Source organism: Vreelandella malpeensis (genome assembly GCF_020622355.1).
Taxonomy (GTDB): Bacteria; Pseudomonadota; Gammaproteobacteria; order Pseudomonadales; family Halomonadaceae; genus Vreelandella; species Vreelandella malpeensis.
The window spans coordinates 63,831-88,263 of the sequence record NZ_WHVL01000008.1 but is presented as its reverse complement, the minus strand read 5'-3'; the positions used below and the strand labels follow the sequence as shown (position 1 = coordinate 88,263).

Sequence of the window (24,433 nt, the reverse complement as noted above, 5' to 3'; positions counted from 1 at the left end):
TCTTGTAGTATACAGGCTGCAATTGACGGGGTATTCCTATGGCACCCAACGTGCTGGTCGTGCGTAACGACAAGATCGGTGATTTCATGCTCGCCTGGCCGGCGCTCGCCTGCCTGAAGAGCGCCCTTCCCTGCCCTCGGGTGAGCGTGCTGGTGCCCGCCTACACCGCCGAGCTCGCCCGCGCCTGCCCTTGGGTGGACGAGGTGATCATCGACCCGGGGCCAAAGGCAGACACGCCGGCGCAAGCGGCGCTGCTGGCCAGCGTGAAGGCGAAGCGCTTCGATGCGCTGCTCACGCTGTTCTCGACACCGCGTATCGGCTGGCTCGGCTTTCGGGCGAGGATTCCGTTGCGTCTGGCGCCGGCCACCAAGTGGGCGCAGCTGTTCTACACCGTGCGCATCACCCAGCGCCGCTCGCGCTCGGAGAAGCCGGAGTACCAGTACAACGTCGATCTTGCCTGCGCGCTGCTCGAACGGCTGTCGCTCAAGCTTGCTTACCTGCCCGCCCCGCCCTTCTGGCCGCTGGCGCCAGCCGCGCGTGAAAGCGCCCGGCAGGCGCTGGCCGACCCGCAGAGCTCTGCGGTCGTCATCCACCCGGGCAGCGGTGGCTCGGCGGTCAATCTTGCGATCGAACAGTACGCGAGGCTGGCGGCCGATGTCGCCCAGCGCTGCGAGCATTCGCTTGCCTGGTGGGTCAGCGCAGGCCCCGGCGAGGAGGCGAAGGCCGACGCGCTGGTCGACGACCTGACGGCGCTAGGGGTCGAGGCTCGGCGTCTGCCGCCCAGTACGAGCGTCACGGCGTTCGCCCATCAGCTTGCCGGTGCGGATCTGCTGATCGCCGGCTCTACGGGCCCTCTGCACATCGCCGGCTGTCTGAATGTCGCCACCGCCGGCTTCTACCCCGCCAAGCGCTCGGCAACGCCGCTGCGCTGGCAGACCTGCAACGACGCCGACAAGCGCCTGGCCTTCAGCCCGCCTGCCGGGGCAGCCCACCATGACATGACAGCAATCGACCTCGCCGCCGCCGCCGAGGAGATCTCAGCGCAGCTCCGGGCCGGGCTGACCACGCACCCATAGCGCCGCGTACTTGTTGAAGGTGGAGTGCGCCGAGAGCAGCGACAGCAAGAACCCCTGCCGGCCATCCCTGAAGCCCGCCTTGAGCAGATACATCTTGAGAAAGCAGCCCAGCGCGTGGGCTACGCCCTGGCCGAGAGAGGCCGTCTTGCCCCGGGCGGCGCGCTGCTCCGCCCAGGCATCGGCGTAGTGGGCGGACTTCTCCAGGTAGTGGCGCACGTCGCGGTAGGTGTAGTGCAAAAGGTCGCCGGCGAGCGGGCGTACCTCGAGGGTATCCGGCACCACCAGCTTCTCGTGGACCAGCGCCGCGTTGTAGGAGGCGAGCCCCTTGGGGTAGAGGCGCAGCACCCGGTCCGGGTACCAGCCGCAGTGGTGGATGAAGCGTCCGAAGCACCAGGAGAGCCGGGGCAGCGCATACACCGCCGGGGGCGCCGTTACCGCCTGCTGGATGCTGCGAGCGAGCTCCTCGGTGACGCGCTCATCGGCATCGACCATCAGGATCCACTCATGGCGCGCCAGCGCCTCGGCGCGCTGGCGCTGCACGCCGAACCCCTGCCAATCCGCCGCCACCTGAACGTTGTCGGTGAACTCGCGGGCGATCGCGAGGGTCTCGTCCTGGCTTCCGGCGTCCAGCACGACGATCTCGTCGGCGAAGGAGAGCGTTTCGAGGCAAGCACGCAGGTGGTGCGCCTCGTTCTTGACGATCAGTACAGCGGAAATGGCCACGGGTCACCTTTGCCAGCGCAGTCGAGAATAGCGTTGCCCGCCGGGGATCTTCCCACCGGCGCGCACTAACTTGGTAAGCTACCATACTCATTCGGTCGAAGATGGAAAGGGAATTTGGCATGGCGTCGACAAGGACCTCTCGATTCACCCCGTGGCTTCCGCTGCTGGTCATCGGCGCAAGCCTCGGCTACGCCGTGACGGTAGTCACGCGCCTGCCCTGGTGGTCGCTTTTCGTCATGGCGGCGGCGTGGATCGGCGTAGGGCTGAAGCTGCGCTGGGGGGTGCCGCGCAACGCGCGCTACCGGCGCATCTGGCCTTGGTCGCTTGTGCCGCTGAGCCTTCTGGGCATCTACGTCTATCTTGCCGACAGCTTCGGCAACGTCGACCTCGGCGCGGTGTTCTTCCATCTTCAGGCAGGCATGACCGACCACGGCGGCGGCGGCAAGGTCGTCATCGCGGCGGTGTACGTGATCACCATGCTGGCGGTGCTGGCCTCAGTCACCTGGATGGCGCGTCACGACCAGCGCTGGCGGCTGGCCGAGCGCTTCTTCGCCCTGCTGATCCTGGCGATCAACCCGCTGCTCTACGGCCTTGGCCAGCGCAGCGCGGCGATCGTCACCGACGACGGCGAGTGGCTCGACCGGCGCTACGTGGCACCGCCCACCGAGGAGCAGACGCACCGCCCCAATCTGCTGCTGATGTACCTGGAGAGTCTGGAGCGTACCTACTCGAGCGATGTCTTCGGCGACGCCTACGCCGATCTCAAGGCGCTCGGCGAGCGCGGTCGAGTGTTCGAGGGCATTCGCCAGATGGACAACACCGGCTGGACCATGGCCGGCATGATCGCCAGCCAATGCGGCGTACCGTTGATGCCGGCGGGACTGTTGCACGACACCCAGTTCGAACCTTTGCAGCAGGTAGTGCCCGGCGTCGACTGCCTGGGCGACATCCTGGCAGGCCAAGGCTATCGGCTGAGCTACCTGGGCGGGGCCAGCTCGCAGTTCGCCGGCAAGGGGCTGTTCTACCGTGGCCACCAGTTCCAGACCGTCAAGGGCAAGGAAGATTGGCTCCCCGAGCTTGACGACCCGGAGTACGTCAACAGCTGGGGAGTATTCGACGACACCCTCTACGCCGAGGTCGAGCGCGAGATTCGCCGCTACCGGCAAGAGGACGATGGCCCCTGGGCAGTGGTCAATCTGAGCCTCGCCGGCCACGCCCCCCACGGTTTTCCTTCGCAGACCTGCATCGACCGCCAGGGCCCCTTCGACGGCCAGGACATTCTCTACTCGGTGGAGTGCTCTGCCTGGCAGGCGCGGGATCTGATCGAGCGGCTCGAGGCCGAGGGGCTTCTGGAGAACACGCTGGTGGTGTTGATGAGCGATCATCTGACCATGCGCGTATCGGTGTGGGATCAGCTGACGGCGCTGGATCGCGACAATACCCTGATCATGCTGGGCAACGGCATCGAACCCGAACGCATCCGCCGCAACGCCACCATGCTGGACGTCTTCCCCACTCTGCTGGAGGCGCTGGGCCTGCCGCTGGAGGAGCACCGCGCGGGGCTCGGAGCCTCGCTGACCGGCGATCATTCGACGCTGGCCGAAACCCACGGCCTCGACGTGCTCAACGAACGCCTGCGCGAGGAGACCGCCCTTCAGCACCGTCTCTGGGAGGGGCTCGCTCCCCAGCGCCGCGAGGCGGCCTCGCCCGTCGAGCAGGTCATCACCCCCGACCGCTGACGATCACCCCGCCCGCGCGCTCCTGCTCGGCGCGCAGGGCGTGGTAGACCCCCTGTTCGCCCAGCTGGTTGAGGCAGTTGGTGTGGCCGAGCGGGCATACCCGCTTGAAGCAGGGCGAGCACGCAAGCCCGAGATAATGAATGGTAGCGCTGTCGGTCAGCGGCGGCGTGTAGCGCGGCGACGACGAGCCGTAGAGCGCATGCACCGGCACGCCCACGGCGGAGGCCACGTGCATCAACCCGGAGTCGTTGGTGACCACCTGGCGGCAGTCGGCGAGCAGATCCACCGCATCGGCGAGCGAGGTGGCACCGCACAGGTTGTGGGCGTGCTCGAGGCCCTCAACGATGCGCTCGCCCACCGCGTGATCCTTCGGTCCGCCGAAGATGCGCACCTCGAAGCCCTCCTCGATCAGCCGGCGAGCCAGCGCACGAAAGTAGTCCGGCGGCCACTGTTTGGCCGGCCCATACTCCGCCCCGGGCATCATGCCTACCGCCAGACGCGAGGAGAGCGCAAGCTTCAGGCGCAGGTTCACGAGATTGTCGTGGTCCACGCCAAGGCGCGGCGCGGGGATGTCGAACGCGCCCCGACTCGCCTGCTCGCCGGGCAGGCCGAGCGACACGAAGCGCTTGACGGTCTGATCGAGCACGCCCTTATCGAGCCTGCGCGTCTCGGTCAGAAGCCCGTAGCGGTACTCACCGAGAAACCCTACCCGCTCGGGGATACGCGCCAGAAAAGGCACCAGCGCCGCCTTCCAGGAGCGCGGCAGCACGATGGCGCGATCAAAGCGCCCTTTCAGGCGAGCCGCTAGCTCGCGGCGGCTCTTCAAGCCGAACTGGCCATGCCCTACCGCCAGGGGCAGCACGTCGTCCACCTGCGGCATGCGCGCCAGGATCGGCTGCGACCAGGCGGGCGCCACTACGCCAAGATGAGCGCCTGGGTGCTGGCGCTTGAGCGTGATGAACAGGCTCTGGGCCATCACCATGTCGCCCACCCAAGACGGGCCGACGACCAGCAGCCGAGGCCCGGTGCTAGCCATTGAGCCACTCCAGGTAGGCCTTCACGCCTTCGGCGACGGTCTTGAACTCGACGTCGCAGCCCGCCTCGCGCAGGCGTGAAATGTCCGCGCGGGTATAGCTCTGGTAGCGCCCCTTGAGCTCCTCGGGAAAGTCGATGTACTCGATTTTGCCCTTTCCGTAGTAGTCGATGACCGCCTCGCCGATCGCCTTGAACGGCTCGGCGCGACCGGTGCCCAGGTTGAAGATGCCGGAAACCTTCGGGTTGTCGAGAAACCACAGGTTGACGTCCACCACGTCGCCGACGAACACGAAGTCGCGGCTCTGCATGCCGGCCTCGAACCCGTCGTGGGCGCCGAAGAGCTTCAAATCGCCGCCGGCGCGGACCTGACCATGGTTGTGGAAGGCCACGCTCGCCATCTTGCCCTTGTGCTGCTCGCGCGGGCCATACACGTTGAAGTAGCGAAACCCGACCACCTGGGTGGTGAGCGTCGGCATTCGCGCACGCACGTGCTGGTCGAACAGAAGCTTCGAGTAGCCATAGACGTTGAGCGGCTTCTCGAACTCGGGGGACTCCTTGAACACCTCGCTTCCGCCGTAGGTGGCCGCCGAGGAGGCGTAGAGCAAGGCAATGCCGTGCTGCTCGCAGTACTCGAGCAGCACCTTCGAGTACTCGAAGTTGTTCTCCATCATGTACTGGCCGTCCCACTCGGTGGTGTCCGAGCAGGCGCCTTCGTGGAAGATCGCCTCGATGGCGGGCAGGTCACACGGCTCGCCTCTGAGCGAGGCGCGCACTTCACTGATGAAGTCATCCTTGTCGCGGTAATCAAAAAGCGTGCAGTCGGCCAGATTGACGAACTTGGTGCCATCGGAAAGGTCGTCCACCACCAGGATGTCGGTACGCCCGCGCGCGTTGAGCGCCTTGACGATATTGGCGCCGATGAATCCGGCCCCGCCGGTCACTACGATCATGGGATCTCCTTCAAAAACGGCTTGGGAGGCATGCGTGCCTATAACCCATCTGCTGGGGATTGTATACTTGACGGCTCATGAATTCATGGCCAATGGTGCTTTTTGCGATGAGTGTCTCGACGAATCAATCGACGCCGGACGTGTCGACCTTTCAAGGCTTGATCCTTGCGCTGCAGCAGTACTGGGCGGAACAGGGCTGCGTGATCCTTCAGCCGCTGGACATGGAAGTAGGCGCGGGCACCTTCCACCCGGCCACCTTCCTGCGCTCGATCGGCCCGGAATCCTGGAATGCCGCCTACGTGCAGCCCTCGCGGCGCCCCACCGACGGCCGCTACGGCGAGAATCCCAACCGCCTGCAGCACTACTACCAGTTCCAGGTGGTGATGAAGCCCTCCCCGGCCAACTTCCAGGAGCTCTACCTGGGCTCGCTCAAGCGTCTCGGGCTCGACCCGCTGGTCCACGACGTGCGCTTCGTCGAGGACAACTGGGAATCCCCCACCCTCGGCGCCTGGGGTCTTGGCTGGGAAATGTGGCTCAACGGCATGGAGGTGACCCAGTTCACCTACTTCCAGCAGGCCGGCGGCATCGAGTGCTATCCGGTGACCGGCGAGCTCACCTACGGGCTCGAGCGCATCGCCATGTACCTGCAGGACGTCGATAGCGTCTACGACCTGGTCTGGGCGATCGCCCCGGACGGAAGCAAGGTCACCTACGGCGACGTCTACCTGCAGAACGAACGCGAGCAGTCCGCCTACAACTTCGAGCACGCCGACGTCGACCAGCTCTTCGCCAATTTCGATCACCAGGAGCAGGAGTGCGGCAAGCTACTGGAGGCCGCACTTCCACTGCCCGCCTACGAGCAGGTCCTCAAGGCCTCGCATACCTTCAATCTGCTGGATGCCCGCCACGCGATCTCGGTCACCGAGCGCCAGCGCTTCATCCTGCGGGTGCGTACCATGGCGCGCAATGTGGCCCACGCTTATTTTGAGTCGCGCAAGGCTGAAGGCTTCCCGATGGCCTCCGAGGCCCTTCGCCGTGAACTGCTAGACGACCAGGGAGACGCTTGAATGGCCGCTGATACGCTGTTACTCGAACTCGGCGCCGAAGAGCTGCCGCCCACCGCTCTCGACGCATTGTCGGACGCTTTTGCCGCCGGTATCGAAAAGGGGCTCCTCGAGGCCGAGATCGCCTTCGACCGAGTCATCGCCTACGCCACCCCACGTCGCCTAGCCGTACGGGTGGAGAACCTGGCCGACAAGCAGCCGGATCGCGAGGTGGAAAAGCGCGGCCCGGCACTGGCCGCCGCCTTCAAGGAGGGCGTGCCGACCAAGGCTGCCGAAGGCTTCGCCCGCTCCTGCGGCGTGAGCGTCGATGAACTGATCCACCTGGAAACCGACAAGGGCACCTGGCTTGGCTACCGCGAGCGCCAGAGTGGCGAGAGCGTGCAGGCACTGCTGCCGGCGCTGTTGCGCAAGACGCTCACGTCACTACCCGTGCCCAAGAACATGCGCTGGGGCGCCTCGCGGATCGAATTCTCACGCCCGGTACATTGGCTCGTGGCGCTCTACGGCAGTGACGTGATCGCCGCCGAAGCGCTGGGTCTCGAGGCCAGCCGCACCACCTACGGCCACCGCTTCCACGCGCCGAATGCCCTCCAGCTCGCCCATGCCGACGACTACCTCGACACCCTCGAGAACGCCTACGTGCTGGCGGATCGTACCCAGCGCCGTGAGCGCATTCGCGAGCAGGTACTGGCCGAAGCCGAGGTCGTTGATGCGACGGCGGTGATCGACGAGGATCTGCTGGTCGAGGTGAGCGGTCTGGTGGAGTGGCCGGTGGCGCTGACCGGCAGCTTCGACGAACGCTTTCTGAAGGTGCCGGCGGAGTGCTTGATCTCGTCGATGAAGGCGAACCAGAAGTACTTCCACCTGCTGGACAACGATGGTGCGCTCAAGCCGCTGTTCATCACCATTTCCAACATCGAGAGCGCCGATCCGCAGCAGGTGATCTCGGGCAACGAGAAGGTTATTCGCCCACGCCTGGCGGACGCGGTGTTCTTCTATGACACCGACCGCAAGCAGCGCCTGGCGGCGCGCATTCCCCAGCTCGAGAACGTGGTGTTCCAGAAGGAACTTGGTTCGCTTGCCGACAAGGTGCGACGCAGCACGGCGATCGCCACCTTCATCGCCCAGCAGATCGGCGGCGACACCGGTCATGCCCAGCGCGCCGTGGCGCTTGCCAAGTGCGATCTGGTCACCGAGATGGTGCTCGAATTCCCCGAGCTTCAAGGGATCATGGGCCGCTACTACGCCGAACAGGACGGGGAGCCCGACGAGGTCGCCCAGGCGCTCGAGGAGCAGTACCTGCCGCGCTTCGCCACGGATGTCATCCCGCAGAGCCAGGCCGGCATGGCACTGGCACTCGCCGACCGCCTCGACACCCTGGTGGGCATCTTCGCCATCGGTCAGCGCCCCACCGGCGCCAAGGACCCCTTCGCGCTGCGTCGCGCCTCCATCGGCGTGCTCAACATTCTGGTCAAGGGCGAGCTCAACCTGGACCTGCACGAGCTTCTGAGCGTAACCGCCGAGCAGCACCGCGAACTCGCTTCCGACGAGCTGGTCGGCGAAGTACTCACCTACATGCTCGATCGCTTCCGCGCCTGGGGGCAGGACGAGGGCATCACCGCCGAGATGTATCTCGCCGTACGCGCTCGCCCGGTCACCAAGCCGCTGGACTTCGCCCGCCGCCTGCGCGCGGTCAAGGCGTTCTGCCAGCGCGAGGAAGCCAAGGCACTGGCGGCGGCCAACAAGCGGGTTTCCAACATTCTGGCCAAGCAGGAACACGACGGCAGCACCGCTGTCGACTCGGCGCTTTTGCAGGAAGACGCCGAACGCGCGCTCTTCGATGCCGTATCGAAAAGCCAACGAGACGTTGCTCCGCTGTTCGCCACCGGCGACTACCAGCAGGCCCTCGACAGTCTCGCGACCCTGCGCGCCCCCGTCGACCGTTTCTTCGATGACGTGATGGTCATGGCGAACGATTCAGCCATTCGACACAACCGCCTGGCGCTGTTGGCGAGCTTGCAGGCGCTGTTCCTCGAAGTAGCCGATATCTCCTTGCTACCCCAGTAAGACCATCGCCACGATCTACCTGAAGGGGACGGCAGTCCCCTTTTCTAGTTGCACCCGCCCAGCTTATTCCCACCTGCAATGTTTCACGTGAAACATCACTTTTGCTCCTGATATTTGCTAAGATTTATTAACCACCCAATGCATCAATGCCCTGGCGCTTGATAAAGGAAGGAATGATGTACCAAGCGTTTCTAGAGCAGAACTACCCTTCTCAAGAGCCGACGATCGCACGCTATACGCTCGGTGCGGAAACGGTCTGGCTCAAGCGAGCGGCCAAGCGTAATTCCCGCCTGGCCTACGCACCACTCACTCTGTTGGCGAAGTGGTTAAACATCGAGGTGCTCAAGCCCGTACCCAATCTGGGTGGCCATCAAAGCATCGCCACGGAAATCGCGCGGCTGCACTCGCTCAAGGCGGCCGGGATCGAGGTTCCACGTCTGTTGGCTACTCACTCCCAAGCACTGCTACTGGAAGATGCCGGCACTCCTGAAGCCCCGGCTCGAACGCTGCTGGACCGACTCAAGCGAGCCGACAGCGAAGCCGATGTGGATCACGTACTGACACGTAGCATCGATGCTCTGATCGAGGTTCATCGTCGAGAGTGTTACTTGAGCGAGGGCTTCGCTCGCAATATTCTGATGTCCGATGATCGCGTGGTCTTCATCGATTTCGAAACCGATCCGGGTGACGTACACTCCTCTCTCCAGTGCATGGTGCGAGACTGGTACTGCCTAATCTTTTCGCTTTACGGCAAGCTACACAAACGTCCCCTCGTATGCCAATGCCTGACACCAACGCTGATCGATGGCTTGACGCGAGAGCGCAGTGACGTGCTGATGGCCTTCAAGTCGGTACTGCCTGCCTTGTTGCGCCTGCGCAGAATTCCTTTCAAGTACCTGGGTGGCGATGGACGCGGGCTACATGTCACCCTCGATGCCTTGGTGATGCTTCATCAGCGCCTTCCTTGATCTCCATGAGTAAACCGATGCCGATTTCTGCTTCACGTCTGGTCATCCTGGACCGCGACGGAGTCATCAACCAGGACTCCGATCACTACGTCAAATCCCTCGAAGAGTGGGTCGCCTACCCCACCTCCATCGCCGCCATCGGCGAGCTGACTCGCGCGGGCTTCACGGTCGCGATCGCCACCAATCAATCGGGGATCGGCCGCGGCTATTTCGACGAACAGACGCTTGAAGCCATGCACGACAAGCTCGAGCAGCTGGTCGAGAACGCAGAAGGCCGCATCGCGCATATCGCTTATTGCCCCCACGTACCCGATGACGACTGCCACTGCCGTAAGCCGCTGCCGGGCCTACTGTTAGAGATTCAGCAGGCGCTAGGGCTCGATACCCTCGAAGGCAGCTGGATGGTCGGCGATAGCCTGCGTGACCTTCAGGCCGGTGAAGCGGTTGGTTGCCAGAGCGTGCTGGTAAAGACCGGCAAGGGACAACGTACGCTCGAAAAGGGCCAGGGGCTCAAGAACGCTCGCGTCTTCGACGATCTGGCGACCTTTACCGACTGGCTCTGCCGCAACGGCTGATGCCAAAAAAAAGCGCCGCGTGAAACGCGGCGCTTTTACATGTTTCACGTGAAACACGTCATACGTCGAGGTTGGCTACCAGCGCATTGGTCTCGATGAAGTCGCGGCGCGGCTCTACCTCGTCGCCCATCAGCGTATTGAACATCATGTCTGCCCCGACGGCGTCCTCGATGGTCACGCGCAGCATGCGACGGCTATCCGGGTCCATGGTGGTTTCCCATAGCTGATCCGGGTTCATTTCACCCAGGCCCTTGTAGCGCTGTACGGAGAGACCACGCTGGCCTTCAAGCATCAGCCATTGCAGCACCTCGGCGAACTCCGCCACGGGCTTCTGGCGCTCTCCCCGGGCGATATAGGCGCCCTCTTCCAGCAGGTTGTTGAGGGTTTCACTGAGTCCCGACATCGCACGGTAGTCGGCGCTTTCGAAGAAATCGAGTCCCCAGACGTATTCGTTGGTCACCCCGTGGGCGATCAGCGACACCGCCGGCAGCTGAAGGCCGCGCTCGCTGTCCTCCTTGAGGTAGAACTGGTAGCGCGGGCCGCCTTCGTAGGCCACGCGCTCGTCCATGGCAGTCTGCAGCTCGCCGATCCAGTTCTCCATGGTGACGCGATCCTTTAGGCTCGCCTCGCCTTGCAGAGCGCTTGCGTAGACGGCCTGGCGTAGCACCTCGATGGGGAAGACGCGACCCAGTCGGTCGATACGCTTCATCACGCCGCGATACTGGTTGACCAGCGTTTCGAGCTGGGAGCCCGAGATACCCGGCGCCTCGGCGTTGACGTGCAGTCTGGCGCCATCCAGGGCCGTGGTGGTCAAATAGTCGACCATCGCCTGCTCGTCCTTCAGGTAGAGCTCCTGCTTGCCCCGCTTGATCTTGTAGAGTGGCGGCTGGGCGATGAAGACGTGGCCGCGTTCGATCAGCTCCGGCATCTGGCGGAAGAAGAAGGTCAGCAGCAGCGTGCGGATGTGCGAGCCGTCCACGTCGGCATCGGTCATGATGATGATCGAGTGATAGCGCAGCTTGTCCGGGTTGAACTCTTCGCGCCCGATGCCACAGCCAAGCGCGGTGATCAGCGTACCGACCTCCGCCGACGAGAGCATCTTGTCGAAGCGCGCCTTCTCGACGTTGAGGATCTTGCCCTTGAGCGGCAGGATCGCCTGGGTGCGCCGGTCGCGCCCCTGTTTGGCGCTGCCGCCGGCGGAGTCACCCTCCACTAGGTAGAGCTCCGACTGGCTAGGGTCCTTCTCCTGGCAATCCGCCAGCTTGCCGGGCAGACCGGCGATATCCAGTGCTCCCTTGCGGCGGGTCATGTCGCGTGCCTTGCGCGCGGCTTCCCGGGCCCGGGCGGCGTCGAGCATCTTGTTGACGATCGCCTTAGCCTCGTTGGGCTTTTCGATCAGGTACTCGGCGAACAGTCGGCCCATTTCCTGTTCGACAGCGGTCTTCACCTCGCTTGATACCAGCTTGTCCTTGGTCTGGGAGGAGAATTTGGGGTCCGGCACCTTGACCGAAATGATCGCCGTCAAACCTTCACGGGCGTCGTCACCGGAGGTGTTGACCTTGGACTTCTTCAGAAGCCCTTCGGCCTCGATGTAGTGGTTGAGCGTGCGGGTGAGCGCGGCGCGAAAGCCCGCCAGGTGCGTGCCGCCGTCGCGCTGGGGAATATTGTTGGTGTAGCAGAAGATGCTTTCGGTGAACGCGTCGCTCCACTGCATTGCCACTTCCACCTCGACCCCATCCTCGCGGCCGGCGTTGAAGTGGAACACCGGGTTAAGGGTCGACTTGTTCTTGTTGAGGTGGTCGACAAATGCCTTGAGCCCCCCCTCGTAGTGGAACAGCTCCTCCTTGCCGCTGCGCTCGTCCATAAGGCGAATCGCCACGCCGGAGTTCAGAAACGACAGTTCGCGCAGGCGCTTAGCGAGAATGTCGTAGTGGAACTCGATGTTGGCGAAGGTCGCCGGCGACGGACGAAAATGTACCTTGGTGCCGCTTTTATCGGTCTTGCCGACCACGCCCAGCGGCGCGTCGGGCACGCCGTGGCGGTACATCTGCTCGAACACTTCGCCCTGACGCCAGATGGTCAGCTTGAGTTCTTCCGAGAGCGCGTTCACCACCGACACGCCTACGCCGTGAAGACCACCGGAGACCTTGTAGGAGTTATCGTCGAACTTGCCGCCGGCGTGCAGCACGGTCATGATGACTTCCGCCGCAGAGACACCCTCCTCCTCGTGCAGCTCGGTCGGGATACCCCGGCCGTTGTCACTGACGGTGATGGACTCGTCCGGGTGGATCACCACGCGAATCTCGCTGCAGTGGCCCGCCAGTGCTTCATCGATGGAGTTATCCACCAGTTCGAAAACCATATGGTGCAGCCCGGTACCGTCGTCGGTATCGCCGATGTACATGCCGGGACGCTTGCGTACCGCATCGAGCCCTTTGAGCACCTTGATGCTTGATGAATCGTAAGCCTGCTCGCTCATTGACCACTCCGTCGTGAAGTCTGTCTCGTTCCGTGTCGTCTAGCCGGTCGGTGTCAGTCGGCTCAGGCCGTCATCGCGCTGTTTCACGTGAAACATCTCGATGGCGGTGTTCTCCTGCCACATCGATCTGATAGCGTCCGGCTCGACGCTGGTGATGAATACCTGGCACTGCATTTCCTCGAGCAGCTCGCAGAACAGCGAGCGATGCCGATGATCGAGCTCTGCCGGTAGGTCATCGATCAAGTAAATGCAGCGTCGCCTGGCGCTGCTTTCCAGAAGCCGGCCCTGGGCGAGTTTGAGGGCGCTGACGACCAGCTTCTGCTGACCTCTGGAAAGCACTTCGATCGCGGGCTGCTTGTTGAGTCTTATACGCAAATCGGCACGTTGCGGGCCATGCTGGGTGAAGCCCATCTGCTGGTCGGTTGCTCGACTGTCTCTCAGCACATCCATGAGCGACCGCTTAATGTCCCAACCGCGTGCGTAGCGAAGCGTCAGTCCTTTGATCGGCAGCATTCGCTCCAACGTCTCCTCGAACATCGGTTTGAATGCGCTGAACCAGGTCTGACGCATAAGATGCATCTGCTCGCCCCATTCGGCCAGCTCCTGCTCCCATACGCTGACTTCCGCATCGGTCATTCTACCACGCCTTAACAGCGCATTCCGATGTTTCAGCGCCCGTCTGGCGCGCTTCCAGGCATCAAGAAAATCATGTTTCACGTGAAACACGCCCCAATCCATGAACTCGCGACGCCCGGCGGGCGAGCCTTCGAGCAGTCGAAAGGCATCAGGATTGATCAGCTGCAGCGGCATGGAGTCGACCAGCTCCGCCAGGCGCACGTCCTTTTCGCCGCGAAGGCGCAGCTCCAGCTCGCGTTCAGCGCGTAGCCGTCTAACCCCTAAGGACACCTGTGGATCGCCCGCCAGGCGGCCATGGAGCGTCATGGCGGCGGCATTGAACTGGATGGCGTGTTTGAGCTGGCGGGTACGAAATGAGCGTCCCATACCGAGGATATGGATCCCCTCCAGCAGACTGGTCTTGCCGCTGCCATTCAGGCCATGCACCAGGTTGATGTGGGGAGAAGGTGTCATCGACAGCGGTTCGAGATTGCGCAGGCCCTGGAAGCCGAGCTGAGTCAGGCTCATCTAAAAGGTTCGCCTCGGTTCGATCAATAGAAAACGGCGCCTTCACTGAGGCGCCGTCTCGAAGGAGTGAGGTCTTAAAGCCGCATCGGCATGACCACGTAAAGCGCATCGCCGCCGCCGGGCTCTTCCAGCAGTGCGCTGCTGTTCGGATCGGCCAGGGTCATCTGCACGCGCTCCTCGTCGAGCACCGCCAGCACGTCGACTAGATAGCCGACGTTGAAACCGACCTCCATGCCGGGCCCGGTGTACTCGATAGCCACGTTCTCCTCGGCTTCTTCCTGCTCGGGGTTGTTGGCCATCACCTTGAGGTTGCCCTCTTCCAGGTACAGACGCACGCCGCGGTACTTCTCGTTGGAGAGGATCGCGGTGCGCGACAGGACCTGGCGCAGCTCGGCGCGGTCGGCGATCAGCACCTTGTCGCCGTTTTTAGGCACCACCCGCTCGTAGTCCGGGAACTTGCCATCGATCAGCTTGGAGGTGAAGGTAAAATCGCCGGTGTGGGCGCGCAGGTGTGTAGCACCCAACGTCAGGCTGACCGGCTCGTCACTGTCGTCGAGCAGGCGCGAGAGTTCGAGGATGCCCTTTCTCGGCACGATCATCTTCTGCGGCTCGGCGACCGCTACCTCGGTCTGGCGCGAGCACATCGCCAGACGGTGGCCGTCGGTGGCCACGGCGCGCAGCAGGTGGTTCTGGATGTCGAGCAGCATGCCGTTGAGGTAGTAGCGCACGTCCTGCTGAGCCATGGCGAAGGAGGTCGCCTCGATCAGGTGCTTGAGCGTGCCGCGCGGGATGCTCAGCTCCTGGCTGCTCGCCCCATCCTCGATGTTGGGGAATTCGGCGACCGGCAGGGTCGAGAGCGTGAAGCGCGAGCGGCCGCTTCGCAGGACTGCGCGGCCCTCTTCGAGCGCCAGCTGGATATCGGACTGCTCCGGCAACGACTTGCAGATGTCCATCAGCTTGCGGGCGGGAACGGTCGCCCCGCCCTCCTGCTCCACCTGGCTCGCCACGGTGCGGCCGACAAGCTCGACCTCGAGGTCGGTACCGGTCAGGGCGACCTGATCGCCCTCGACCTGGATCAGCACGTTGGAAAGCACCGGCAGCGTCTGACGGCGCTCGACCACGCCCGCCACCAGGGTCAAGGGGCGCAGCAGTGCCTCTCGGGAAATTGAAAACTTCATCACTACTCCGGTTTCAATGGTCGTCAGCCGTGGTCGGCTTCGCTATCGGGTTCAATCGCGCAGGCTCAGCTGGTGAGCAGGCGCAGAAGGTTCTTGTAGTCCTCGCGGATATCCGCGCTCTCTTCCTGCAACGCCTTCACCTTGCGGCAGGCGTGCAGCACCGTGGTGTGATCGCGCCCGCCAAAGGCGTCGCCGATTTCCGGCAGGCTGTGGTTGGTCAGCTCCTTGGCCAGCGCCATCGCCACCTGGCGCGGCCGTGCCACGGAGCGCGAACGGCGCTTGGAAAGCAGGTCCGCCACCTTGATCTTGTAGTACTCCGCTACGGTGCGCTGGATGTTGTCCACGCCTACCTGCTTGTCCTGCAGCGCAAGAAGGTCCTTCAACGACTCGCGGATGAAATCCTGGGTGATCGGCTTGCCCATGAAGTGAGAGTCGGCGATCACCTTCTTGAGTGCCCCCTCGAGCTCGCGCACGTTGGAGCGAATCTTCTGGGCGATGAAGAACGCCGCATCGTGGGGCAGATCGACGCTCGCCTGATCGGCCTTCTTCATCAGAATCGCCACCCGGGTCTCGAGCTCCGGCGGCTCGATGGCCACCGTCAGCCCCCAGCCGAAGCGCGACTTGAGACGCTCCTCCACCCCGTTGATCTCTTTCGGATAACGATCCGAGGTGAGAATCATCTGCTGACCGCCTTCCAGCAAGGCATTGAAGGTATGGAAGAACTCCTCCTGGGAGCGCTCCTTGCCGGCGAAGAACTGAATGTCGTCGATCAATAGCGCATCGACGCTGCGATAAAAGCGCTTGAAATCGTTGATGGCGTTGAGCTGCAGCGCCTTGACCATGTCGGCGACGAAGCGCTCGGAGTGCAGGTAGACCACCCGGGCGTTCTCGCGCCGTCCGGCCAGAGCGTTGCCCACGGCGTGCATCAGGTGGGTCTTGCCAAGCCCCACGCCGCCATACAGAAACAGCGGGTTGTAGGCACCGCCAGGATTTTCCGATACCTGGCGCGAAGCGGCGCGGGCCAGCTGGTTCGACTTGCCCTCGACGAACTTGTCGAAGGTGAAATTGGGGTTCAGGCCACTGACGTGCTTAAGACTGCCCTCGACCTGTACCTGGCGCTCGCTGCCGCGTCGCCCGGCGGGTTCCTCGCGCAGCCGGTCGATCTCGCGCTCATCGGCGATATCGCCGCGAGGCGGGGTATGCACGGCGGGAGCGGCGGGCCGCTCCGGCGCGGCGGACACCGGATGACCCAGATCGCGCGGCTGGGGCGTGGCGGCCACCGTGCGGCGGCTGCCCACGCTCAGGCTCACCTTGGGGGGTTTGGAGGGCGCGAGCTCACGAATCAGCTCGCTGATGCGCTTGGCGTACTTGTCGCTCACCCAGTCGCGCACGAAGCGGTTGGGCGCCAGCAAGCAGAGCTCGTTGGCCTCCCCCTCTTCAGCCTGCAAGGGGCGAATCCAGGTGTTGAACTGCTGGGAGCTTAGTTCGTCCTGCAGATAGTCCAGGCACTGTTGCCAAAGCGCGAGTGACACTCATCTCACCATCAGTTGAAAACGGCCGACTATTGTACCGCCCATGGCGCCGGTTATCCACACGCGAAATGGGCTCATTACGGGCTGTGGACAACTCCTCATGAGCCATTGGGAGAAGCCGGGCACGACATGAGGACAGAAAGGCAAAATCGTCGTTTTCAAGGATCCATGCACACCCCACGCACATCTTCCAAAGCGTTTTCCAACGGCTTATGCACACATTTTTTATGCTTGTAAGCAGTTGTTAATAAAATTCAAAAACCACTTATCCACAATTAGTATCCCCACTATTAATAACAATGGGTTTTAAATAACTTCACTAGTAATGATAGTAGCGTCAAAACCTCGATTTGAGGTCACGTTAAGGGGCGTTAGAGCATATTTAGCGCTTTTTATGCATGGAAAAATTGCACCCAGACCGCGAAGTCTCTACAATTTCCGGTCTTGAATTGAACCTCCCCGGCTAGTTCCTCCACTGGACCGGGTCGTTTGGAATTCACTTTCGTCCTAAACCACGTGGGAATAACCAGTTATGAAACGCACTTTTCAACCCAGCGTTCTCAAGCGCAAGCGCGCGCATGGCTTCCGTGCTCGCATGGCCACCAAGAATGGCCGCGCCGTCATCAACCGTCGTCGCGCCAAGGGCCGCAAGCGTCTGAGCGCCTGATTTCAGATTGCGTGTGCCGCACCAAGGCTTTCCCCGGGATTTGCGCTTACTGAATGCCGGGGATTTCAGCTACGTATTCGAGCAGGCAGACCTGAAGGTCCACGGCAAAGGTATGATGGCGCTCGCGCGTCTCAGTACCCGGGGGCATCCTCGCGTTGGACTGGTGGTCAGCAAGAAGAATGTCAAGCTCGCCGTCGATCGTAATCGCTTCAAGCGTCTTGTCAGAGAATCCGTCCGGCTTCGCCAGCACCGTTTGCCCTCCATGGACATTGTGATCCTGGCCAAGCGCGGTGTGCAGGATATTGACAATGAAACGCTCGCCCGCCAGCTGCACGGCATGTGGAAGCGACTTTCGCGCGATGCGCTTGCACTCTCGCCGCCTCCCTCGCTTGCTAATGTTACGCACGGCGCTTGATCGCACGCCTTACCGCTCGGCCTCGGCCTGCCTCCTGGCAGGCTTTCGTGTGTCTCGGGGCGAGAAATGACACTGCGCCATTAGCATGTTCACCACCCATCGGGCAGAACCCTCATGGACGTAAAACGACTTTTATTGCTGATTCCACTGGCCGTACTGGCCTATCTTCTGGTTGTTCAGTGGAATCAGGACTACGGGCAGACCAGCTTCGACTCGACGCCGGAGATCACCCAGCGCCAGAGCAGCGAGCAAGGCGTCGACGACGGCGGCGGTAACGACTTGGCCGTTCCCACTTCCAATGCCCCCCAGGGCAGCGCCAACGAGGCGATTCCCACGGACAACGGCAGCGAATCTGCCAGCCGTGACTTCATTGCCGTCACCACCGACGTGCTGGACGTGCGCATCGACCCCTACGGCGGCGACATCGTCTTCGCGGCCCTCCCCCAGCACAAGATGACGCTGGACTCCGAGCGCAACTACGTGCTGCTCTCCGACAACGCCTCGCGCAGCTACGTGGCGCGCTCGGGCATTCAGCTCGACGGCCAGGCCAGCCGCATCGCCTTCACGCCGGCGAGCACCGAATACCGCCTGGGCAACGACGAGCAGTCCCTCGAGGTCGATCTTCGCGCCGAGGTCAACGGCGTCGACGTGACCAAGCGCCTGACCTTCGAGCGCGGAAGCTACGCGGTGGACGTCAGCTACTTCGTGGCCAACAACACCGACGAGCCGGTCACCGCTCGCTTCATTGGCCAGCTCGCCCGCGACAACAGCCCCGACCCGTCCAGCGGCGTGACCCTGGGCATGAACTCCTACATGGGCGCGGCCTTCTCGACCCCGGACACCCGCTACGAGAAGATCGACTTCGCCGACATCCAGAACCGCCGCTTCGAGAACCGCGAAGCTCAGGGCGGCTGGATCGCGATCATCCAGCACTACTTCGTTTCCGCCTGGGCGCCTTCCCAGAACCAGCAGAACCTCTACTACGTCACCACCGACGCGCGTGATCGCAACGTGGTTGCCTTCGCCGGCCCCACTAGCAGTATCGCCGCCGAAGGTGACGCCACTCTCGGCGCCACGCTCTACATGGGCCCGAAGGTACAGGACTATCTCGAGCAGGTGGCACCGAATCTTCAGCTGACCGTGGATTATGGCTGGCTGTGGTTCATCGCTAACCCGCTGTTCTGGCTGCTCGACAAGATCCATGACCTGGTGGGTAACTGGGGCTGGTCGATCGTGCTGCTGACCGTGCTGGTCAAGGCGGCGCTGTTCCCGCTCTCCGCCAAGGCGTACAAGTCGATGGCGCGCATGCGCAAGCTCGGCCCGGAAATGCAGCGTCTCAAGGAGATGTACGGCGACGACCGCCAGAAGATGTCTCAGGAGATGATGAAATTCTACCAGAAAGAGAAGATCAATCCGCTCGGCGGCTGTCTTCCGATCCTGGTACAGATGCCGGTATTCATCGCCCTGTACTGGATGCTGCTCGAGTCCGTGGAGCTTCGCCACGCACCGTTCATGCTCTGGGTCCAGGATCTCTCGGTGAAGGATCCCTACTTCATCCTGCCGATCCTGATGGGCGTGTCGATGTACGTGCAGCAGCTTCTCAACCCGACGCCTCCGGATCCGATGCAGGCGAAGATCATGAAACTTCTGCCGATCATCTTCACCTTCTTCTTCCTGTGGTTCCCGGCGGGCCTGGTAATCTACTGGGTGGTCAACAACATCATCTCGGTGGCACAGCAGTACTTCATCACCAAGCGCATCGAGAACGACCCCACCGTCGGCAAGGGCATGCGAACCAAGTAACGCCCTCGTGCTTGACCTCCAGACCCCCGCCCCGTGCGGGGGTCTGGCGTTTCGGGCGCCGTGAATTCACACTAACGCCATTTCTCAAAGAGACGCGCCATGGCCTCAAGACTCTACACCCAGGACACGATCGCCGCGCTCGCCACCCCGCCCGGGCGCGGCGGCGTCGGCATCATTCGGGTCTCCGGCCCCGCCTGCGGCGATATCGCCACCGCCATACTGGGCAGCCGCCCGGCCAACCGCTACGCCCACTACGGGCCGTTTCACGGCGAGGACGCCATTATCGACGAGGGTATCGCGCTGATCTTCCAGGGCCCGAACTCCTTCACCGGCGAGGACGTGCTGGAGCTCCAGGGCCACGGCGGACCGATCATCATGGACATGCTGCTCGAGCGCTGCGTTCAGCTTGGCGCTCGCCTCGCCCGGCCCGGCGAGTTCTCCGAGCGCGCTTTTCTCAACGACAAGCTCGACCTCGCCCAGGCCGAGGCGATCGCCGATTTGATCGACGCCACCTCCCGCTCGGCGGCCGAGAACGCCGTGCGCTCGTTGCAGGGCGAGTTCTCCCGCCGCGTGGCCGCGCTGGTCGAGCGTCTGATCGAGCTGCGCGTCTACGTGGAAGCCGCGATCGACTTCCCCGAGGAGGAGATCGACTTTCTCGCCGACGGTCACGTGGCCGCACGGCTACAGGGCGTAAAAGAAGAGCTTGAGTCGGTACGCCGCGCCGCGGGCCAGGGGGCGCTGATGCGCGAAGGGATGAGCGTGGTGATCGCCGGGCGCCCCAACGCCGGCAAGTCGAGCCTCCTCAACGCCCTGACCCAGCAGGAGACGGCGATCGTCACCGACATCGCCGGTACCACCCGGGATGTCTTGCGCGAGCATATCCACATCGACGGCATGCCGCTGCACGTTATCGACACCGCCGGGCTCAGGGACACCCCGGACGCGGTGGAGAAGATCGGCGTGGCCCGCGCCTGGGCCGAGATCGAAAAAGCCGATCGGGTGCTGCTGATGGTCGACGCCGCCACCACCGAGGCCACCGACCCGATGGCGATCTGGCCCGAGTTCGTCGAACGCCTGCCGGATCGAGCGCGGCTGACCCTGGTGCGCAACAAGATCGACGAAAGCACGGAAACCGCCGGCATCGATTTATCCACATCCACTCCGACGCTACGCCTGTCGGCGAAGACCGGCGCGGGTGTGGACAACTTGAAGGCGCATTTGAAGGACGTGATGGGCTTCGCCGCCACCACCGAGGGGCGCTTCTCGGCGCGCCGGCGTCACCTGGACGCGTTGGACCGTGCCAGGGCCGCGCTGGAAGCCGGACGCGCGCAGCTCGAAGGCATGGGCGCCGGCGAACTGCTTGCCGAGGACCTGCGCGACGCCCAAGGCGCACTTGGCGAGATCACCGGCGAGTTCAGCGCCGACGACCTGCTGGGCGAGATTTTCGGCAGCTTCTGTATCGGGAAATAATAAGCCAATGGCGGTGCTTTCATTGCCCATCGCAGCAGCGTTGGTCGAAAGCACCGATAAGATGACGCATCCTCATGCGCCACTCGCTCCTACTCCTCCACCAGCCAACGCGTAGAGAAACGGCTTTCGCCGCCAAGCAGCGTGGTGACCTCTTTCATCACGCCCCTCATGCGCTCATCGAGCCCCCAGGGTGGGTTCACCACCAGCATGCCGCTGGCGTACATGCCGTGGCGCTCGCCGCCCGGCTCGCGCAGTTGCAGCTCGCTTTGCCAAATCTTGCGCACGCCGCTGGCACTCAGGGCGTCCAGCAGGGTGTGGTGGGCACCGGAGGGCAGCAGCGGGTACCAGATCATCAGTACGGCGTGGCGCACCTTGGCGAGCGCGTACAGGGCGCTGTCGGCGACCTCCTGGTACTCCGTCTTGCGCTCGAAACTCGGGTCGATCAGCACGCAGAGCCGGGGGGTGGCCACCGGCACGCGCGCCTCGAGCTCCTTGAGCCCGTCGCCGTGAACGCGCACCGCCTCCGGGGGCAAGGCTTGCTCGAAGAGCTCGGCGTGCTCGCCCGGGTGCAGCTCGCAAAGGCGAAGTGCATCCTGGCTGCGAAGCCCTTGGCTCAACCACCAGGGCGATCCCGGGTAGCAGCTCAAGCTAATACCATCGGGTTGGACGAGTGTCACTTGAGAAAGCCATTCGCACAGAAGGGGGTTGCTCAGGGTTTTTCGCGCCTTCCACAACGGTTCGATTCCTTCACGATGCTCTTGAAGCTTCAGTGTCTCTTTCGATGCCAATGGGTAGAGCCCACGACCGGCATGCGTATCTATATATGTAATAGCGCTTTTTTTACGTAAAAGATAATCTTTCACCGTATAAAGGGTGAGGTGCTTGTGAACATCGGCAAAATTGCCCGCGTGATAGGCGTGTTGGTAGGAGAGCATGGTGATCCGCACTGATGAAATAAAAAAAGCCCGCTATCCATGATAGCGGGCTCGTGGGTCAGACCCTACCGAATCAAACCAGATCGATCAGTAGTTGCCTTGACCTTGGCTCTGGCCTGCCTGGCCGGTCGGCGTCAGCGTGATCTCGACGCGACGGTTCTGGGCGCGGCCCTGGTCGTTGTCATTGCTGGCGACCGGCTGGGTAGCGCCGTAACCGCGGGTATTAAGACGCGAAGAGGAGACACCGTTCTGGCTCAGGTAGCTGCCCACGGCCTGAGCACGACGCTCGGAGAGGCGCTGGTTGTAGTCGGCGGCACCGGTGCTGTCGGTGTGGCCGGCGATGTTGACGCGGGTATCGGTATACTGGGTGAGAACGTTGGCGACTTCGTTGAGCGCGCTGCGCGCCTGGCCGGTCAACTCCGAGGAGTCGAAACCGAAGGTCACGCTGCTGGGCATGTTGAGCACGATGTCATCGCCACGACGGTCGATCTCGATGCGCGAGCCCTGCAGGCTTTCACGCAGCTGGTTTTCCTGACGATCCATGTAGGCACCCACGCCGGCGCCGGCGGCTGCGCCCACGGCGGCGCCGATCAAGGCGCGGTCGCGGCGGCTGGTGCTACCGTCACCGGACAGGGCACCCGCCGCAGCACCTACCGCGGCACCGATGCCGGTGCCGATACCGGTATTGGAGCGCTGCGTTTGGCCACCGTAGGGGTCGGACGTGGCGCAGCCGGCCACGAGAAGGGCGGCGGCCACAGGGGTCAGCAGTCGAGAAATACGCATCACTCACTCCTTAAAAGCTTGTTTGATTGATCGCGCTGCCGGGTCAATCGTCACTGATCAGCCCGAGCAGCTCGTTCAAGAATAATAGACCATGAGGTGAGGTACGCAGCTTTTCGGGCATTTCCATCAAAAGTCCTTTTTTCTCCGCATCTTGTAACCGGGCAATCAGCGCCTCTCGCGGCTGCCCGGTGTAGGCGCTCCACAGCGCCATGTCGACGCCGTCGGTCAGGCGCAGCGCGTTCATGGCAAACTCCAGCGGCAGCTCCTCATGCGCGATGGCACTCTTGCCGGCCACGAAGCCGCGCGGGTCGATCCGCCGGCGCAGGTACGCCTTAGGCTGGCGGGTCTTCCAACGCCGCTCGATCGTCCATCGGCCATCGGCGCCGATGCGCGAAAGCTTGCCGTGGGCGCCGGCGCCAATGCCCAGGTAGTCGCCGAAGCGCCAGTAGTTGAGGTTGTGACGACTCCGACGATTGGCGCTTGCGTAGGCAGAGATCTCGTAGCGCGAGAGCCCGGCGCGGGTCAGCCGTTCGTGGCCCTGCTCCTGAATGTCCCACAGCGCTTCTTCCTCGGGAAGCACCGGCGGGCGCGAGTGAAACGCCGTATTGGGCTCGAGGGTCAGCTGATACCAGGAGAGGTGTTCCGGGCCGAGCGCCAGCGCCTGGTCGATATCCGCCAGGGCGAGTTCGGGGGTCTGGCCTGGAAGCCCATGCATGAGGTCGATGTTGAGGTTGTCGAATCCCGCCGCACGGGCCTGGCTCACCGCGCGAATCGCTTCGTCAGCGCTGTGGATGCGCCCGAGGGCGGCAAGCTGGGCGGGCTGGAAGCTCTGGGTGCCGATGGAGAGCCGGTTGATGCCCGCCTCGCGATAGCCATTGAAGCGCCCCTGCTCGGTGGTGCCGGGGTTGGCTTCAAGAGTGATCTCGATGTCCGCGGCGAAGGGCAGCCGCGCACTCACCTCGCGCAGCAGACGGCGGTAGAACGCCGGCGATAGCAGGCTCGGCGTGCCGCCGCCAATAAAGATCGAGACGAGTTCACGACCGTCGGCCAGCGCCAGGTCGAACTCCAGGTCACGCACCAGGGCATCGAGGTAGTCGGTTTCCGGCAGCTCGCCGCCGGTGGGCTCGTGGGAATTGAAGTCGCAGTAAGGACACTTTCGCAAGCACCAGGGGGTGTGAACGTAGAGCGACAGCGGCGGGGTGCTACCCATGCGCCACCTTCAGAAGCTCCACCAGGCCCTGCAGCGCACGGCCGCGGTGGCTGAGCCGATTCTTGGTATCGGCGGCCAGTTCGGCCACGCTCATGGCCTGCTCCGGCAGCCAGAACAGCGGATCGTAGCCGAAACCGTTCTCGCCGCGCGGGTGGGCCAGGATCTCGCCGTCCCAGCTGCGCTGAACGATGATCGGCACCGGATCATCGGCATGGCGCAGGTAGACCAGCACACACCAGTAACGTCCGGTGCGCTGCCCTTCAGGACAGTCGGCCAAGGCGCGAAGGAGCTTTTCGTTGTTGCGCGCATCGCTCTTGGGTTCGCCGGCAAAGCGCGCCGAGTAGATGCCCGGCGCTCCCGACAGGGCGTCCACTTCGAGGCCCGAGTCGTCGGCCAGCGCTGGCAGGCCGCTGACGCGGCTGGCTTCACGTGCCTTGAGCAGGGCGTTCTCCACGAAGGTGAGCCCGGTCTCCTCGACATCGTGCACGCCGAACTCCGACTGCAGACGGACATCGAGCATCAGGGGGGCAAGCAACTGCTTGAATTCTTTCAGCTTGCCAGCGTTGCCGCTGGCCAGGACGAGCGTATCGGTAGCGGACATGGCGCTTCTCCCATCGGTAG

21 protein-coding genes are annotated in these 24,433 nt (G+C 63.3%); 10 read left to right on the top strand and 11 right to left on the bottom strand.

All coding sequences use genetic code 11. The features are described 5' to 3' along the window. Positions 1-38: 38 nt before the first annotated feature. On the top strand, positions 39-1,076 hold the full coding sequence (locus tag GEV37_RS16210; protein WP_227391308.1) for a glycosyltransferase family 9 protein: 1,038 nt from the start codon (positions 39-41) through the stop codon (positions 1,074-1,076). Here GEV37_RS16210 and GEV37_RS16205 read toward each other — a convergent pair. Then, complete coding sequence (locus tag GEV37_RS16205; protein ID WP_227391307.1) at positions 1,038-1,799, bottom strand: glycosyltransferase family 2 protein; 762 nt, start codon at positions 1,797-1,799, stop codon at positions 1,038-1,040. The genes GEV37_RS16210 and GEV37_RS16205 overlap by 39 nt on opposite strands. A gap of 119 nt (positions 1,800-1,918) precedes the next feature. Here GEV37_RS16205 and GEV37_RS16200 point away from each other — a divergent pair, with 119 nt between their 5' ends. Continuing rightward, the gene (locus tag GEV37_RS16200) at positions 1,919-3,538 is read left to right on the top strand and encodes a sulfatase-like hydrolase/transferase (RefSeq protein WP_227391306.1); all 1,620 of its coding nucleotides are present in this window, start codon (positions 1,919-1,921) and stop codon (positions 3,536-3,538) included. Here GEV37_RS16200 and waaF read toward each other — a convergent pair. Beyond that, on the bottom strand, positions 3,522-4,574 hold the full coding sequence (gene waaF / locus GEV37_RS16195; RefSeq protein ID WP_227391305.1) for a lipopolysaccharide heptosyltransferase II: 1,053 nt from the start codon (positions 4,572-4,574) through the stop codon (positions 3,522-3,524). The genes GEV37_RS16200 and waaF overlap by 17 nt on opposite strands. Next, positions 4,567-5,523 (bottom strand): ADP-glyceromanno-heptose 6-epimerase, encoded by a 957-nt coding sequence (gene rfaD, locus GEV37_RS16190; protein WP_227391304.1) that lies wholly within the window; start codon positions 5,521-5,523, stop codon positions 4,567-4,569. Before rfaD ends, waaF begins: the two co-directional genes overlap by 8 nt. Positions 5,524-5,630: 107 nt before the next feature. Here rfaD and glyQ point away from each other — a divergent pair, with 107 nt between their 5' ends. The 4 genes from glyQ to gmhB all read left to right on the top strand — a co-directional run bounded on the left by glyQ (position 5,631) and on the right by gmhB (position 10,197). Beyond that, positions 5,631-6,590 (top strand): glycine--tRNA ligase subunit alpha, encoded by a 960-nt coding sequence (glyQ, locus tag GEV37_RS16185; RefSeq protein WP_227391303.1) that lies wholly within the window; start codon positions 5,631-5,633, stop codon positions 6,588-6,590. Beyond that, the gene (gene glyS / locus GEV37_RS16180; RefSeq protein ID WP_227391302.1) at positions 6,591-8,654 is read left to right on the top strand and encodes a glycine--tRNA ligase subunit beta; all 2,064 of its coding nucleotides are present in this window, start codon (positions 6,591-6,593) and stop codon (positions 8,652-8,654) included. 176 nt (positions 8,655-8,830) lie between these two features. Then, entirely contained in the window at positions 8,831-9,622 is a 792-nt protein-coding gene (locus GEV37_RS16175; protein WP_227391301.1) for a BUD32 family EKC/KEOPS complex subunit, read from the top strand. Between the two features lie 17 nt (positions 9,623-9,639). Next, entirely contained in the window at positions 9,640-10,197 is a 558-nt protein-coding gene (gmhB, locus tag GEV37_RS16170; RefSeq protein WP_227391300.1) for a D-glycero-beta-D-manno-heptose 1,7-bisphosphate 7-phosphatase, read from the top strand. A 58-nt stretch (positions 10,198-10,255) separates the two neighbouring features. Here gmhB and gyrB read toward each other — a convergent pair whose 3' ends face one another. The 4 genes from gyrB to dnaA all read right to left on the bottom strand — a co-directional run bounded on the left by gyrB (position 10,256) and on the right by dnaA (position 16,529). Further along, complete coding sequence (gyrB, locus tag GEV37_RS16165) at positions 10,256-12,676, bottom strand: DNA topoisomerase (ATP-hydrolyzing) subunit B (protein ID WP_227391299.1); 2,421 nt, start codon at positions 12,674-12,676, stop codon at positions 10,256-10,258. A gap of 39 nt (positions 12,677-12,715) precedes the next feature. Next, positions 12,716-13,819 (bottom strand): DNA replication/repair protein RecF, encoded by a 1,104-nt coding sequence (recF, locus tag GEV37_RS16160; protein WP_227391298.1) that lies wholly within the window; start codon positions 13,817-13,819, stop codon positions 12,716-12,718. Between the two features lie 74 nt (positions 13,820-13,893). Further along, complete coding sequence (gene dnaN, locus GEV37_RS16155; RefSeq protein ID WP_227391297.1) at positions 13,894-14,997, bottom strand: DNA polymerase III subunit beta; 1,104 nt, start codon at positions 14,995-14,997, stop codon at positions 13,894-13,896. 65 nt (positions 14,998-15,062) lie between these two features. Further along, complete coding sequence (gene dnaA, locus GEV37_RS16150; RefSeq protein ID WP_227391296.1) at positions 15,063-16,529, bottom strand: chromosomal replication initiator protein DnaA; 1,467 nt, start codon at positions 16,527-16,529, stop codon at positions 15,063-15,065. 532 nt (positions 16,530-17,061) lie between these two features. Here dnaA and rpmH point away from each other — a divergent pair. The 4 genes from rpmH (at position 17,062) to mnmE (ending at position 20,884) form a co-directional block, all read left to right on the top strand. Then, a complete protein-coding gene (gene rpmH / locus GEV37_RS16145; protein ID WP_227391295.1) occupies positions 17,062-17,196 on the top strand; it encodes a 50S ribosomal protein L34 in 135 nt (44 codons plus the stop codon). A gap of 13 nt (positions 17,197-17,209) precedes the next feature. Next, the gene (rnpA, locus tag GEV37_RS16140; protein WP_227391343.1) at positions 17,210-17,611 is read left to right on the top strand and encodes a ribonuclease P protein component; all 402 of its coding nucleotides are present in this window, start codon (positions 17,210-17,212) and stop codon (positions 17,609-17,611) included. A 114-nt stretch (positions 17,612-17,725) separates the two neighbouring features. Then, a complete protein-coding gene (gene yidC / locus GEV37_RS16135; RefSeq protein WP_227391294.1) occupies positions 17,726-19,414 on the top strand; it encodes a membrane protein insertase YidC in 1,689 nt (562 codons plus the stop codon). A gap of 99 nt (positions 19,415-19,513) precedes the next feature. Continuing rightward, the gene (gene mnmE, locus GEV37_RS16130; RefSeq protein WP_227391293.1) at positions 19,514-20,884 is read left to right on the top strand and encodes a tRNA uridine-5-carboxymethylaminomethyl(34) synthesis GTPase MnmE; all 1,371 of its coding nucleotides are present in this window, start codon (positions 19,514-19,516) and stop codon (positions 20,882-20,884) included. Positions 20,885-20,973: 89 nt separating this feature from the next. On the opposite strand, the gene GEV37_RS16125 is transcribed toward mnmE, so the two are convergent. From GEV37_RS16125 to rdgB, 4 genes are all read right to left on the bottom strand, one after another. Beyond that, on the bottom strand, positions 20,974-21,819 hold the full coding sequence (locus tag GEV37_RS16125; RefSeq protein ID WP_227391292.1) for a 23S rRNA (adenine(2030)-N(6))-methyltransferase RlmJ: 846 nt from the start codon (positions 21,817-21,819) through the stop codon (positions 20,974-20,976). An 87-nt stretch (positions 21,820-21,906) separates the two neighbouring features. Continuing rightward, positions 21,907-22,602 carry a YiaD family glycine zipper/OmpA-like lipoprotein gene (locus GEV37_RS16120; protein ID WP_227391291.1) on the bottom strand — a complete coding sequence of 232 codons (696 nt, stop codon included), beginning with the start codon at positions 22,600-22,602 and terminating at the stop codon, positions 21,907-21,909. Positions 22,603-22,645: 43 nt separating this feature from the next. Further along, positions 22,646-23,812, bottom strand: a complete 1,167-nt coding sequence (gene hemW / locus GEV37_RS16115; protein WP_227391290.1) for a radical SAM family heme chaperone HemW — start codon at positions 23,810-23,812, stop codon at positions 22,646-22,648. Continuing rightward, the gene (gene rdgB, locus GEV37_RS16110; protein WP_227391289.1) at positions 23,805-24,413 is read right to left on the bottom strand and encodes an RdgB/HAM1 family non-canonical purine NTP pyrophosphatase; all 609 of its coding nucleotides are present in this window, start codon (positions 24,411-24,413) and stop codon (positions 23,805-23,807) included. The genes hemW and rdgB overlap by 8 nt, the downstream gene beginning before the upstream one ends. Between the last annotated feature and the right edge of the window lie 20 nt (positions 24,414-24,433).

Bases quoted from the DNA above. Each gene is read 5' to 3' on its own strand.
- GEV37_RS16210 (WP_227391308.1), top strand. From the start codon at position 39: ATGGCACCCAACGTGCTGGTCGTGCGTAACGACAAGATCGGTGATTTC.
- GEV37_RS16200 (WP_227391306.1), top strand. From the start codon at position 1,919: ATGGCGTCGACAAGGACCTCTCGATTCACCCCGTGGCTTCCGCTGCTG.
- waaF (WP_227391305.1), bottom strand. From the start codon at position 4,574: ATGGCTAGCACCGGGCCTCGGCTGCTGGTCGTCGGCCCGTCTTGGGTG.
- rfaD (WP_227391304.1), bottom strand. From the start codon at position 5,523: ATGATCGTAGTGACCGGCGGGGCCGGATTCATCGGCGCCAATATCGTC.
- glyQ (WP_227391303.1), top strand. From the start codon at position 5,631: ATGAGTGTCTCGACGAATCAATCGACGCCGGACGTGTCGACCTTTCAA.
- glyS (WP_227391302.1), top strand. From the start codon at position 6,591: ATGGCCGCTGATACGCTGTTACTCGAACTCGGCGCCGAAGAGCTGCCG.
- GEV37_RS16175 (WP_227391301.1), top strand. From the start codon at position 8,831: ATGTACCAAGCGTTTCTAGAGCAGAACTACCCTTCTCAAGAGCCGACG.
- gmhB (WP_227391300.1), top strand. From the start codon at position 9,640: ATGCCGATTTCTGCTTCACGTCTGGTCATCCTGGACCGCGACGGAGTC.
- gyrB (WP_227391299.1), bottom strand. From the start codon at position 12,676: ATGAGCGAGCAGGCTTACGATTCATCAAGCATCAAGGTGCTCAAAGGG.
- recF (WP_227391298.1), bottom strand. From the start codon at position 13,819: ATGAGCCTGACTCAGCTCGGCTTCCAGGGCCTGCGCAATCTCGAACCG.
- dnaN (WP_227391297.1), bottom strand. From the start codon at position 14,997: ATGAAGTTTTCAATTTCCCGAGAGGCACTGCTGCGCCCCTTGACCCTG.
- rpmH (WP_227391295.1), top strand. From the start codon at position 17,062: ATGAAACGCACTTTTCAACCCAGCGTTCTCAAGCGCAAGCGCGCGCAT.
- yidC (WP_227391294.1), top strand. From the start codon at position 17,726: ATGGACGTAAAACGACTTTTATTGCTGATTCCACTGGCCGTACTGGCC.
- mnmE (WP_227391293.1), top strand. From the start codon at position 19,514: ATGGCCTCAAGACTCTACACCCAGGACACGATCGCCGCGCTCGCCACC.
- GEV37_RS16125 (WP_227391292.1), bottom strand. From the start codon at position 21,819: ATGCTCTCCTACCAACACGCCTATCACGCGGGCAATTTTGCCGATGTT.
- GEV37_RS16120 (WP_227391291.1), bottom strand. From the start codon at position 22,602: ATGCGTATTTCTCGACTGCTGACCCCTGTGGCCGCCGCCCTTCTCGTG.
- hemW (WP_227391290.1), bottom strand. From the start codon at position 23,812: ATGGGTAGCACCCCGCCGCTGTCGCTCTACGTTCACACCCCCTGGTGC.
- rdgB (WP_227391289.1), bottom strand. From the start codon at position 24,413: ATGTCCGCTACCGATACGCTCGTCCTGGCCAGCGGCAACGCTGGCAAG.